The organism is Agromyces sp. ISL-38, from assembly GCF_018613935.1.
Taxonomy (GTDB): Bacteria; Actinomycetota; Actinomycetes; order Actinomycetales; family Microbacteriaceae; genus Agromyces.
The window spans coordinates 551,215-563,651 of record NZ_JAGGPF010000009.1 but is presented as its reverse complement, the minus strand read 5'-3'; the positions used below and the strand labels follow the sequence as shown (position 1 = coordinate 563,651).

At 69.6% G+C, this 12,437-nt stretch carries 12 protein-coding genes; 6 read left to right on the top strand and 6 right to left on the bottom strand.

Going from position 1 to position 12,437, the window contains the following annotated elements; translation table 11 throughout:
• Positions 1–12: 12 nt before the first annotated feature.
• The 4 genes from J7E25_RS10145 to J7E25_RS10130 all read right to left on the bottom strand — a co-directional run bounded on the left by J7E25_RS10145 (position 13) and on the right by J7E25_RS10130 (position 4,352).
• Positions 13–771, bottom strand: coding sequence for a class I SAM-dependent methyltransferase (locus J7E25_RS10145; RefSeq protein ID WP_214869989.1), 759 nt, complete (start codon positions 769–771; stop codon positions 13–15).
• Between the two features lie 246 nt (positions 772–1,017).
• Complete coding sequence (locus J7E25_RS10140; protein WP_214869988.1) at positions 1,018–1,686, bottom strand: ABC transporter ATP-binding protein; 669 nt, start codon at positions 1,684–1,686, stop codon at positions 1,018–1,020.
• A gap of 28 nt (positions 1,687–1,714) precedes the next feature.
• Positions 1,715–3,220, bottom strand: a complete 1,506-nt coding sequence (locus tag J7E25_RS10135) for an ABC transporter permease (protein ID WP_214869987.1) — start codon at positions 3,218–3,220, stop codon at positions 1,715–1,717.
• A 199-nt stretch (positions 3,221–3,419) separates the two neighbouring features.
• Complete coding sequence (locus J7E25_RS10130; protein ID WP_214869986.1) at positions 3,420–4,352, bottom strand: hypothetical protein; 933 nt, start codon at positions 4,350–4,352, stop codon at positions 3,420–3,422.
• A gap of 433 nt (positions 4,353–4,785) precedes the next feature.
• Between J7E25_RS10130 and J7E25_RS10125 the strand changes: the two genes are divergently transcribed.
• The 3 genes from J7E25_RS10125 (at position 4,786) to J7E25_RS10115 (ending at position 7,622) form a co-directional block, all read left to right on the top strand.
• Positions 4,786–5,121, top strand: a complete 336-nt coding sequence (locus J7E25_RS10125; RefSeq protein ID WP_214869985.1) for a hypothetical protein — start codon at positions 4,786–4,788, stop codon at positions 5,119–5,121.
• A 186-nt stretch (positions 5,122–5,307) separates the two neighbouring features.
• Positions 5,308–6,054: a response regulator transcription factor gene (locus tag J7E25_RS10120; protein ID WP_214869984.1), complete on the top strand. Its 747-nt coding sequence runs from the start codon at positions 5,308–5,310 to the stop codon at positions 6,052–6,054.
• The gene (locus J7E25_RS10115; protein ID WP_214869983.1) at positions 6,051–7,622 is read left to right on the top strand and encodes a cell wall metabolism sensor histidine kinase WalK; all 1,572 of its coding nucleotides are present in this window, start codon (positions 6,051–6,053) and stop codon (positions 7,620–7,622) included. Before J7E25_RS10120 ends, J7E25_RS10115 begins: the two co-directional genes overlap by 4 nt.
• A 48-nt stretch (positions 7,623–7,670) precedes the next feature.
• Here the strand turns inward: J7E25_RS10115 and J7E25_RS10110 are convergent, their stop codons facing one another.
• The gene (locus tag J7E25_RS10110; protein ID WP_214869982.1) at positions 7,671–8,180 is read right to left on the bottom strand and encodes a MarR family winged helix-turn-helix transcriptional regulator; all 510 of its coding nucleotides are present in this window, start codon (positions 8,178–8,180) and stop codon (positions 7,671–7,673) included.
• 9 nt (positions 8,181–8,189) lie between these two features.
• Positions 8,190–10,034, bottom strand: coding sequence for an MDR family MFS transporter (locus J7E25_RS10105; protein WP_214869981.1), 1,845 nt, complete (start codon positions 10,032–10,034; stop codon positions 8,190–8,192).
• Positions 10,035–10,240: 206 nt separating this feature from the next.
• Here J7E25_RS10105 and J7E25_RS18335 point away from each other — a divergent pair, with 206 nt between their 5' ends.
• The 3 genes from J7E25_RS18335 (at position 10,241) to rplL (ending at position 12,243) form a co-directional block, all read left to right on the top strand.
• Positions 10,241–11,008, top strand: a complete 768-nt coding sequence (locus J7E25_RS18335) for a response regulator transcription factor (RefSeq protein WP_214869980.1) — start codon at positions 10,241–10,243, stop codon at positions 11,006–11,008.
• Positions 11,009–11,293: 285 nt separating this feature from the next.
• Positions 11,294–11,809, top strand: a complete 516-nt coding sequence (gene rplJ / locus J7E25_RS10095) for a 50S ribosomal protein L10 (RefSeq protein ID WP_130351776.1) — start codon at positions 11,294–11,296, stop codon at positions 11,807–11,809.
• A 50-nt stretch (positions 11,810–11,859) separates the two neighbouring features.
• Positions 11,860–12,243 carry a 50S ribosomal protein L7/L12 gene (gene rplL / locus J7E25_RS10090; RefSeq protein WP_022891542.1) on the top strand — a complete coding sequence of 128 codons (384 nt, stop codon included), beginning with the start codon at positions 11,860–11,862 and terminating at the stop codon, positions 12,241–12,243.
• Positions 12,244–12,437: the final 194 nt, after the last annotated feature.

Below are 12,437 nucleotides of genomic sequence, written 5' to 3'. Positions count from 1 at the left end.
GCACACGCGTGCTCACATCACGCGATCGTGCCCGACGGCGTAGCGGAAGGCATTGCGCAGCAGGTAGCCGCCCTCGGCCGTGCGGAAGGGGTGCGCCGCTTCGATCACGACGTTGCGAACTGCTGCCACCCTCTCCGGAGCGTCGCCCAGGAGCACGCCGCGAACGAGCGTGTCCTCGTCTCGCGCTCGCCACAGCGTCTCGACGAGGCCCGTGGCGGTGACCTCGAGGCCGGCCCTCGCGAAGAGTGATTGCAGGCCGCCCGCCCGCCGGTAGTCGCCACCCGGCACGCGCTTCTCGCCTGCGGCGTCGGCCACGGCGTCCTCGATGGTGTCGAGGTCGTTGAGGCCGGCCTCGGCCCAGTTGGCGATTCCGATGCGACCGCCCGGCTGCAGCACGCGGGTCGCCTCGCGAAGCGCCGCGACCATGTCGTCGGCGAACTGCAGTGCGTTCACGGCGGTGACGACGTCGAAGGTTCCGTCGGGCCAGGGGAGTGCGCTGAAGTCTCCCTCGCGGATGTCGGCGTTCGGAAGTGACCGTCGTGCGATCGCGACCATTCCCGGCGCCGGATCGACCCCGACCGCCTCGGCGCCGAGGTCGGCGAGGAGGGTCAGGAACTCGCCGCTGCCGCAGCCGACATCGAGCACTCGCGTGCCAGGGCGCACGTCGGCATGCTCGATCAGCGCCCGGCGCGCCGGGTCGGCGAAGCCGCCCCAGAGCTCGGCCCAGTTCGCGGCGACGCCCGACCACCGGTCGGGATCAGCCCCGTTCATGCCGCTGATTCATCCGTGTGCCCATGCCGGAAATCTAGCGCGGCCTCGCCTGCATGCGTGGCATCCCATGTCAAGGGGTTTCATGGCTCGAGAAGCACGAGTTACAACTGTTGTGGGTCGTGGGGGACCCATGGCAGACCGGCACTGAGTGGCGCTTTTCGGGCGTCGATCCCAATCGCTCAGGTGCCGGTCTGCCGCTTCTGCGAACGGCGGACCGCGGGCGCGGTCGAGGAAGCGAGAGCGAACTCAGCGCTCCGTCACCGTGCCGTTCTTGATGTGCAGCCGCCGCTCGGCGCGCTTCGCGATCGCGGAGTCGTGCGTCACGATCACGAGCGTGAGGCCCCGGTCGCGCCAGAGTCCCTCGAGCAGGTCCATGATCTCGTCACGGGTCTCCTCGTCGAGGTTGCCGGTGGGCTCGTCGGCGAGCAGCACCTCGGGCTCCTTCACGAGCGCGCGTGCGATCGCGACCCGTTGCTGCTGCCCGCCCGAGAGCTCGCCGGGCACATGGCCGGCGCGATCGGCAAGGCTCACCGAGGCGAGCGCCGCGAGTGCGCGTCGCCGTCGCTCCTCCCCGCTCACGCCGAGCGGCTCGAGGGCCGTCTCCACGTTCTCCTGGGCGGTGAGCGTGGGGATGAGGTTGAAGCCCTGGAAGACGAAGCCGATCTCCTTCGCACGGATGCCGCCGAGCTTCCGGTCGGGCAGGTGCGAGAGCTCCGACTCACCGAGCGTGATGCTCCCGGTGCTCGGCCGGTCGAGCGCGCCGAGCATCTGCAGCAGCGTCGACTTGCCGCCGCCGGTGGGCCCCTGGATCGCGACGAGCTGCCCCGACGGGATCGTGAGGCTCACGTCCTTCAGTGCGGCGACCTGCCGCTTCGATTGCGTGTAGGTCTTCGAGACGTGTTCGAGCCTGTACATGGTGGTTCCTTTCGAGGAGTGGTGGTTCTCAGGCGACGCTGCGGAGCGCCTCGGCCGGGCGGAGCCGTGCGGCGCGCCATCCGCCGATGGCGCCGGCGAGCAGTCCGCCGAGAACGGCGAGTCCGATCGCGATCGCGATGACGCTCACCGTTACCGGTGCGTTCAGCACGACCTCGGTGGCGGCCGCGGTGTCGAGCCGCCCGCCGAAAGGTCCGCCGGCGGTCGCGCCGTCGCCGCCCTGCGGCCCTGCTGCGAGGACGCCGGGCGCTGCGCCGTCGCCGGCGCTGCCGCCGAGCGTCGGCGCGATGAAATTCACGACCCAGATGCCGGCGAGGCCGAGCGCAAGGCCCGCCGCGCCGCCGATGAGGCCCTGCACGAGGGATTCGCCCGTGACCTGGCCGACGATGCGCCGGTTCGACCAGCCGATCGCCTTCAGCGTGCCGAACTCTCGCGTGCGGCGCGTGACGCCCTGGATCGTGAAGAGGATCGCGATGAGGAAGGCCGCGACGAGCACGGCGAGCGAGAGCCAGAGTCCGAGGTTCGCGATGAGGCTCGAGGCCGTCGCGAGCGACCCCGACACCGATGCGGCGAGGTCGGCTTGCGTCGACACCGTGGCATCCGGCAGCGCCTCCTCGAGGTCGGCCTGCACGGCGTCGATCCGGTCTGCCGACTCGGCCTGCACGTAGATGTCGCTCACCTGGCCATCGAGGCCGGCGATCTGCTGCGCGAGGTCGAGCGGGATGTACACGTCGGCCGCGGTTGCCGCGTCGGCCGACGTCGAGGTGACGGTGCCGACGATCTCGAACTCGGTGCCGCCCACGTCGATCGTGTCGCCGACGGCGAGCTCAGCGCTCGTCGCGTAGCTCGCGTCGAGCACGGCAACGGCCTGGCCTGCGTCGGATGCCTCGAGCCCGCGCCCTTCGTCGAGCTCCACCGACGAGAGCGGGCCGACCGCAGCGGCCGCGGGGTCGAGGCCGAGCACCGAGAAGCTGTTCACGTCGAAGGCGCTGCCGCCCGCACCGTCGAAGCCACCGGCCGGCGGGCCCCCGGCCTCGCCGCCCTCGGCGACCTCGTCGCTCGGCCCGCCCTCGACCCGCTGCGCGAAGTCGGGCAGCTCGCCCTCGAAGGTCGTGTTGGTGAGCGCGAGAGTGGCGGATGCCGCGGAAACGCCGTCGATGCCCTGCACGGTCTCGAGCGCCGACGCGTCGAACGTCGATGCGCCGAACCCCGCCGTGAGCCGGGACTGGCTGATCGCGGTGGAGTCGCCCTCGGTGGTGCCGGCGTCGGCGCCGAATTCGAAGCGTCCTGGGCCGGCGGCCTCGCCCTCGGCCGGCGCTGCCGGTTCCTCGGACACGGTGAGGTCGGTGCCCACGCCGTAGACGGAGTCGAGCACGGAGGCCTGCGCGTCGCGCACGCCGCTCGAGACGGAGCTCACGATCATGACGAGCGCGATCGCGAGCGCCATGCCGATCGCGATGATCGCGGTCTGCCTGCGCCGCCCGGCGAGCTCGCGCCGGAGGTAGGTGATGAACATGGTGGTCCTCTTGGTCGGTGGCGGCTCACCCGGCGGTGGGCCGATTGCGACGGTAGGCTCGCGGGCTTTGGGTACGCCATGTCCACCCCATGAGCTCGCCATGAGCGGTTCAAGGAGCTCGCACGGTCGTCTCACGACCGTGCCGACATGCCGACGAGCGGGCGGCGCCCGCGGATGTCGCGCGCGAGGATCGTGCGCGCTATGCGACGTCGCGGTCGTCGTCGGCGACCCCTGCGACCATGTCGACCCAGCGCGAGAGGAACGCGGCACCGGCCTCGTCATGGATGAGCTCGTCGGCGGTCAGCACCGGGTACGGCTTCTCGGGAACGCCGTCGGCCGGTCGCACGTCGACGTGCGCGACGTCGAAGCCGTGCTCGTGCAGCCAGTCGGCCATTGCATAGTCGGTGCGTGAATCGCCCACGGTGCGCCACGCGACCGGCAGGGTGCCGTGCCGTTCGAGCCACTCGATCGCCCGGTGCGCGCCGAGGTCCTTGCCGAGCAGCACGGACTCGATGTCGGTCGAGATGATCGTCGCGTCGATGCGGAAGTCGACGGAGCCGTCGGATGCCGCCGCCTTGCGCTCGCCGTCGGTCACACCGAGTCCGTGCCGCTCGAACTCGGCGAATGCGAGCGCGTCGAACTCGCGCTGCACGGGCCGGTACTGCTCGCTCGTGATCTCGGTACGCTGCTCGACCGAGACCATCGCGTGCTTCGTCTCGTCGAAGAAGACCTGCCCCGCGAAGCGCTCGGTGACGAGCGTCTCGATCGCGCGGCCGTACGCGGCCGGCACGGCGAGTTCCTCGGCGACGTGCACCTCGCCCATGCCCGCAGCGGTGATCTCGAACCAGACGGCGCCCTTCTCGCAGACTGCGAAGACCCTTGCATGCTCGGGAAGCCCGGCCTCGAGGAGCGGGCCGACGACCTGCTCGCGCAGGAACGCCTCCGAGCGGCCCGTGTTGAAGACGATCGGCACGCCGGCCGCGGCGAGCCGAACGAGGTCGCGCGTGATCGTCGGAATCGCGATCGAGCGGCTGACCGGGCTTGCGATGGGTCCGTCGACATCGAGCAGCAGTCCGAGCGCCGGTGCGTTCGGCTGCGTGTGCGGGCGCGCGGTTTCACTCGGCCGGGTCATCCGTCAAGGGTAGCGACGGACGGATGCCTCGGATGACGCGGTCGTCATCGGGCGCCAGCGATTTCAATAGGTGCCGTCCTGGCCACGACGAGAGGATTCGATTGATCACGCCCGCTTGGGCCGCGATGATGCCCGGGCGGCGGCGAGTGAGTAGGTAGGCTCCGCTGGGGCGGGGCGAGCAGCGAAGGAGATGCGGTGGGGTCGTTGGAGTTACATCACTACTACGAGCGACGCGGCGGACCCTTTCGGAACCTCTCGGACCTGCCGGCCGAGGTTGCCGAGACGGTCTTGGAGCGCCTCCGTGATCGAGGTGATGTCTTCGCAAGTCGCCGTTCCGACGACTATCTGACCGTGCGATGCGAACTTGAGGATCGAGCGCGGGACTTGTTCGTCCGCAAGGGGCGGCAGACCGGTCAGGGCCCGGCCGCACTACATGACCCTCGGGGCATGCGACTGGCTCGTGGAGTGGTACCGCGAGGGGCGCGAGCTGGCGATCGGGCTCGATCAGTTCGATCCATCGACGATCAACTTCACCTACGGTGACCTGTTCCCCGCGTTGCGCCTAGCTGACGAGCGGCCCTACTGGGGGCAGGCCTTCACGCTCGACGAAATCCTGGCCCTCATCGACCAGTACGGGCTGCCCCAGGTGTGGAACGCCGATGGTTCCCGGGGCCCCGAGCGCTACATCGAAGCGCAGATCTGGGACGACGCGCCGCTGGCCGGACACCGCAAAATAGACCTCATCGATGACATGGACGGACGACTCTAGGTCGTCGCCTACCGCCTCTGCAAGGTTCGGCTTGCCGGTCTTGAGGTTCACGCCGGCGGCGGGTCCAGGCTTCCGGCGGCGCTGCGGGTTCGGCGCCGCGGTCGCGGCTGCGGCGCCGCACCCGTGCGCGGCATCCGCTCATCTCAGTCATAGGAAACGCAAAGGCAGCTGCGGATACTTGGAGATATGAGCACCACGTCGACCACCGCGCACCGGGCCCCGCAGATCACGAAGGGCGACGGCTCGATGGTGCGCGTGCTCGTCGTCGACGACGAGCACTCGCTGACCGAGCTGCTGAAGATGGCCCTGCGCTACGAGGGCTGGGACGTGCGCACGGCCGCCGACGGGTTCAGCGCCGTGAAGGTCGCGCGTGAGTTCCGCCCCGACGCGATCGTGCTCGACATCATGCTCCCCGACATCGACGGCCTCGAGGTGCTCCAGCGGGTGCGCGCCGACGGCACGGAGACGCCTGTGCTCTTCCTCACCGCGAAGGACTCGCTCGACGATCGCATCTCGGGGCTCACGGCGGGCGGCGACGACTACGTGACCAAGCCCTTCAGTCTCGAGGAGGTCGTGGCGCGCTTGCGCGGACTCATCCGCCGCTCGACCCTCACCCTTGTTCATGCGAAGGACCCGGTGCTCACCGTCGGCGACCTCACCCTCGACGAGGACTCCTACGAGGTCGCCCGCGACGGCACGCCGATCGAGCTCACCGCGACCGAGTTCGAGCTGCTGCGCTTCCTCATGCGCAATCCGCGCCGCGTACTCTCGAAGGCGCAGATCCTCGATCGCGTCTGGAGCTACGACTTCGGCGGCAAGGAGTCGGTCGTCGAGCTCTACATCTCCTACCTGCGCAAGAAGATCGACGCGGGCCGCGAGCCCATGATCCACACCGTGCGCGGCGCCGGCTACATGCTGAAGGCCACCGGATGACGCGGCCGGGCGACCCCGGCTACGCCGCGGCGGCGCGCGAGGAGGCGCGGGTGCACGAGACCGAGTCGGTCGCGCCGGACGGTGCGGTTGCTCCGGATGCCACGAGCCGTCGCCGACCGTGGACGCTCCGCCGCCGCCTGCTCGTCATCGTCGCGGGGCTCCTCGTGGCGGTGAGCGCCGTCATCGGCATCGCCACCGTGCTCGTCTTCCACACGTCGTCGGTGGAGCGGCTCGACTCGAGCCTTCGCGCCACGGCCGCCCGGGCCACCGACGTCGCGCCGCCCGGTGTCCCCGCTGATCCTGAGGCGGCCGTGGTCCAGTTCCTGCGCGTTCCCGGCCAGCCCGTCGGCACCATCGGCGTGGTCGTTGTGGGCGACGTCGTCGGCGGGGGGTACATCAGCGAGACCGGCGAGCTCCTGCAGCCCAGCGGCGATGCGATGGCGGCGCTCGCGGCCGTGCCGCCCGACGGCAGACCGCACACCGTGTCCGCCGGATCCCTCGGCGACTATCGGGCACTCGCCCTCCAGACCCAGCCGCAGGTGCGCAGCGTGCTCGCGCTCCCGCAGGCCGACGTGAACGCACAGACGGCGCAGCTCGCCTGGACGGTTGCGATCGTCGCCGTCGCGGGGCTGTTGCTCGCCATCGGGGTCGGATGGTTCGTCGTCGGCAGAGCGCTCGCCCCGCTCGCCCGCGTGACGGCAACCGCGAAGGCAGTCTCGGAGCGTCCGCTCGACCGTGGCGACGTCGATCTCACCGAGCGCGTCGCCGAGGCCGACGAGGTCACCGAGGTCGGCCGGCTCGGCACGGCGTTCAACCGCATGCTCGGCCACGTGGCATCCGCCCTCACCGCCCGTGAGCACAGCGAGCAGAAGGTGCGCCGCTTCGTCGCCGACGCGAGCCACGAGTTGCGCACGCCGCTCGCCTCGATCCGCGGCTATGCCGAGCTCACGAGGATGCACGGCGGCGACCTGCCGCCAGATGTGATCCACGCGATCGGCCGCATCGAGTCGGAGTCGGTGCGCATGACCGAGCTCGTCGAGGACCTGCTGCTGCTCGCCCGGCTCGACGAGGGGCGCGAGCTCGCGTCGCAGTCAGTCGACCTCGGCCGGGTCGTCGGCGAGGCGGTCGGCGACGCGCAGGCCGCCGGCCCCGATCACGATTGGGAGGTGCGGATGCCGGATGCCGCCCCGCTCGTGATGGGCGACGAGCCCCGCTTGCGGCAGGTCGTGTCGAACCTGCTCGCGAACGCGCGCATCCACACGCCCGAGGGCACCGAGGTGGTCGCGACCCTCAATCGTGACGGCGACGAGGTCGTGCTCACGGTCGAGGACGACGGTCCCGGCATCCCGCCGCCCCTGGCCGAGTCGCTCTTCGAGCGCTTCGCGCGCGGCGACTCCTCGCGCTCGCGTCTCGCGGGCAGCACCGGGCTCGGCCTCGCGATCGTACGGGCGGTCGTGGAAGCGCACCACGGCACCGTCGACGTCGAGAGCGAGCCGGGTTCCACTCGCTTCACGGTGCGGCTGCCCGCCGCCGCAGACGACGGCGCCGGCCCGATCGCGCTGGAGTGACGGTGTTCCGGCTGAGTGCCGCGGTTCACATCCTCCGCGCGAACACGGTCACTCCAGCGTGTCGGCGGGAGTCGGCGGCGAGCTCGCGGCGGGCCCGACGACCTCGGACGTGAGGCGGCCGAGCAGTCGCGCGAGCTCGTCGACGTCGTGCCCGGGCCACGTGCGCAACTGTGCGTAGAGCTGCTGCTGCATCCGCGATCCCCGCTGGCTCATTGTCTCGACCGCCGCCGGCGTCGCCTCGAGGATGCGGGCGCGTCCGTCGGCGGGGTCGACGCGCACCTCGGCGAGGCCGAGGGTCTCGAGGTGCTTCAGCTGGCGGCTGACGACGCTCTTGTCGATGCCGAGCATGTCGGCGAGAGCGCCGGCCTGCATGGGGCCACGGCGCACGACGGCCGCGAGGATCTTGTAGCCCACGGGCTGCAGGTCGGGGTGCACCGCCGCCGCGGCCTCCTTCCACACCGCTCGCACGCGCACGAAGAGCAATCGGAGCTGCTCCTCGACCGCGGCGATCTCGGTGTCGGTGGCCGTACGCGCGGCCGGCGCTGCGGTGGCGGTCATGCGGGCATCCTATTCGTCGCGCGATCCGGCGGAAGGGCCGGAGTCGCGGTTCGCGCCCACGCGCTCGCCGTCGGCGCCGTCGGGGTGCGCGAGGCCGACCGGAGCGAGGGCGACGGATGCCGCGGCGACATCGATCGCGGCATCCTCCGCGTCCTCGACCTCGCGGTGATGGCGCGCCTCGGCGTCGGACCGGGCGTCATCGGACGACGGGCTCGCTGCGGCATCCGCGCCATCCGCTCGTTCCGTTCGGACCCGCTCGGCCTTCGCGCGCTGGATGGCGCTCAGGGTGCCGAGGTCGGTGTTGGGCAGGAGGATCACGGCGATGAGCGTGACGATCGCGAGTGGCACGGCCACGAGGAAGACGTTGCCCACGCCGGTGCCGTACGCCGACTCGACGACGACGCGCAGGTAGTCGGGAAGCGCGCTGATCGTCGGGATCGTGCCCGAGCCGAGCGTCTGCGCGGCGACGGCCTGCTGCTCGGGTGCGAGCCCCCCGATGCCGGTCTTGATCTGCTCGGCGACGACCGTGCCGAGCACCGACCCCATCACGGCGACGCCGACCGTGCCGCCGAGGCTGCGGAAGAAGGTGACGGCGCTCGTGGCGACGCCGAGGTTCTTCACCTCGGTGGTGTTCTGCACGACGAGCACGAGGTTCTGCATGACCATGCCGACGCCAGCGCCGAGCACGAACATCGAGACGCCCACGTACCAGAAGTCGGTGTCGTAGTGCAGCCGCGACAGCAGCAGGCTGCCGGCGACGATCAGCGCGCCGCCGGTGACCATGAAGGCCTTCCACTTGCCGCGCCGGCTGATGAGCCCGCCGACCACGGTGGAGGCGATGAGCAGCCCGCCCATCATCGGGATGGTGAGCAGGCCCGACTCGGTGGGCGTCGCGCCGCGAGCGAGCTGCATGTACTGGCTGAGGAACACAGCCGTGCCGAACATCGCGACGCCCACTGAAATGCTCGCGATGACCGCGAGCGTGAACGTGCGGTTCTTGAACAGCCCGAGCGGGATGACGGGCTCCTTCGCCTTGAGCTCGACGAAGACCGCCACGAGCAGCAGCAGGGCGGCGCCGCCGACCATGAGGTAGCTCTCGAGTGAGTTCCACTCGAACTGGTTTCCTGCGAAGCTCACCCAGAGCAGCAGCAGCGAGACGCCCGCCGTGATGAGCACGATGCCGAGGTAGTCGATCGAGACCTTGGTCGTCGGGCGCTTCGGCAGGTGCAGGGTGCGCTGCAGCAGGATGAGGGCGACGATCGCGATGGGGAGCCCGACGAAGAAGTTCCAGCGCCAGCCGAGCGTGTCGGTGATGACGCCGCCGAGCAGCGGGCCGCCGACGGTGGCCACGGCCATGACCGCGCCGAAGAGGCCGGCGTACTTGCCGCGCTCACGCGGGCTGATGATGTCGGCCATCACGATCTGGCTGAGCGCGGCGAGGCCGCCGGCGCCGAGGCCCTGGAACACGCGCATCGTGATGAGCATGCCGGGGTCTTGCGAGAAGCCGGCGATGGCCGACGCCGCGACGAAGATCACGAGCGCGAGCTGCAGCAGCAGCTTGCGGTTGAAGAGGTCGGCGAGCTTGCCCCAGATGGGCGTCGACACCGTGGTCGCGAGCAGGGTCGCCGTGACCACCCACGTGAACGAGGCCTGGTCGCCCTCGAGGTCGGCGATGATGAGCGGCAGCGATGTGCCGACCACCGTCGTGGCGATCATCGAGACGAACATGCCGAGCAGCAGGCCCGAGAGTGCGGAGAGCACCTGACGGTGCGTCATGCCGCTTTCCGTGAGCTCGACGGATGCCGCGGCATCCGGCTTCTTCGTGCGCGTGGTCGTGCTTGGGGCGGTGGCCATGGAACTCCCGTTATTGATTGACGATGGTCAACTATATTCGGATAGTGGACTTTCGTCAACTAATGGAATGCCCCGCATTCGATGGGGAGCAGAAAGCCGCCGTTCACGTCGAGTTCATCGAGACGTCCTTCTATGGATAGGTCGGCGCACGCCGGCAGCACATTCGTCTGAACGAGGCGATCGTCTCGCGGGAGGGATCACACGGCGTGCTCGTCGAGTCCGGCAACACGGCGGCCGCGGGCGACCGTGCCCACGCGCACGACGGAGCGCCGAAGATCGCCCTCGCGGCGCCTCGCTGGCCCGCGCGAGTGCTCTTCATCGAGTCGCGATCCGCCCCGGGGCATCCGGTCGACTCGTTCGAGACCCACGGATTCGAGATCCACGGATACCGCGACGCGATCGGTGCGCTGCTCGCGGCAAGGTCGGCTGAGCCGGCGGCGATCGTGGCTCCGACCGACATGGTCAATGTGGACTTCCTCAGCTTCATCGAGGCGATGGCCGCATCGAGCGACGTGCCGGTGATCGTCGGCCTCGCGACGCACGAGAACGCCACCGAGCTCGCGTACCAGGCCATCGCGCGGGGCGCGCGATCGATCCTCGCCCTCCCGTGCCGAGCCGAGCAGCTGATCGCGGCGGTTCGAGCCTGCGGCATCCGGATGGAGCCCTCCGCACGCCCGCTCAGAGTGGGCGAGCTCATCCTCGACCCGCAGGCGTTCAAGGTGTCCATCGGCGACGCGACCGTGACGCTCACGCCGCGCGAGTTCCTGCTCGTGCACTGCCTGATGCGGGCCAGCCCGCGCGTCGTGGGCGTCGAGGAGCTCGCGAGCGCGCTGGCCGTCCACGACGACGGAAGTGTCGCCGCGACGCGAGTGCTCGTCACTCGCGTGCGCAAGAAGTTCGAGACCGCTGCGCCGGAGTCGAGCCACCTCCTCGAGACCGTTCGCGGCATCGGCTATCGCATCAACGACGGCTGAGGCCCTCGGCGACGGTCGCGCCGATTTGCGAGGGGGCGAGGCATCCGTTAGCCTTGTTGGAGCCGAAGACCGCTGGTTGTTCGTGCGCGCGCTGTGAAAGCAGGGCGAACACGACCGAAGTCTTGCGAAAGCAAGGGCCCGCGCAGGTGTGACGAAGACTTCCCGAGGTATCCGGGCCGAGCTCCGCGCAACTGCGCCGGAGCTTTTTTCTTTCTCCCCAGGTTTCCAGCGGCTCCAGGCCGTGCACCGCTTCCGCGATGCACGTTGAAGACACAAGGAGTGGCCATGGCGAACAAGGAAGCCTCGGTTGCCGAACTCACGAACCTGTTCGAGAGCTCGACCGCCGTTCTGCTGACCGAATACCGCGGCCTCACTGTTGCCCAGCTCAAGACGCTGCGCAAGTCCATCAGTGAGGACGCGAGCTACGCCGTGGTGAAGAACACGCTGACCAAGATCGCGGCGAACAACGCCGGCATCTCGTCGTTCGATGACGAGCTCGCCGGTCCCTCCGCGATCGCATTCGTGCACGGTGACCCGGTCGCCGTCGCGAAGGCACTGCGTGACTTCGCCAAGGCGAACCCCCTCCTCGTGGTCAAGGGCGGCTATTTCGATGGCAAGCCCCTGACCGCAGAAGAGGTAGGCAAGCTCGCCGACCTCGAGTCCCGCGAAGTGCTGCTGGCGAAGCTCGCCGGCGCATTCAAGGCCTCGCTGTTCGGAGCCGCATATCTGTTCAACGCACCGCTGTCGAAGGCCGTTCGCACGGTCGACGCGCTGCGTGAGAAGCAGGAGTCCGCTGCGTAGGCGAGAGCCTCTCAAGCGGTGAGTAACCACAGAATCTAAGGAGAAGAATCATGGCGAAGCTGTCCACTGAAGAACTGCTCGAGCAGTTCAAGGGCCTGACCCTCATCGAGCTCTCGGAGTTCGTCAAGGCGTTCGAGGAGACCTTCGAGGTCACCGCGGCTGCCCCTGTCGCCGTTGCCGGCGTTGCCGGCCCCGCGGCTGCTGCTGAAGAGGTCGAGGAGCAGACGGCGTTCGACGTCGTGCTCGAGGCCGCTGGCGAGAAGAAGATCCAGGTCATCAAGGTCGTGCGCGAGCTCACCTCGCTCGGCCTCGGCGAGGCCAAGGCCGTCGTCGACGGCGCTCCCAAGGCTGTGCTCGAGGGCGCAACCAAGGAAGCCGCTGACAAGGCGAAGGCCGCTCTCGAAGAGGCCGGCGCCACCGTCACCCTCAAGTAATCGCGGCCCTCGCGAGAGGGTCTCAGCTTGAGGTGACCTGCGTCACCTGAAACGCACGGATGCCCCGTGGCTCACGAGCCACGGGGCATCCGTCGTTTCCGGCGAGCGCGGCCGACTCCGTTGACGTTTGCTGTCCCGGGTCACGAGGTATAATGTCATACTGCACGCGTTTGGGAGTCCGAAGCGTGCGACTC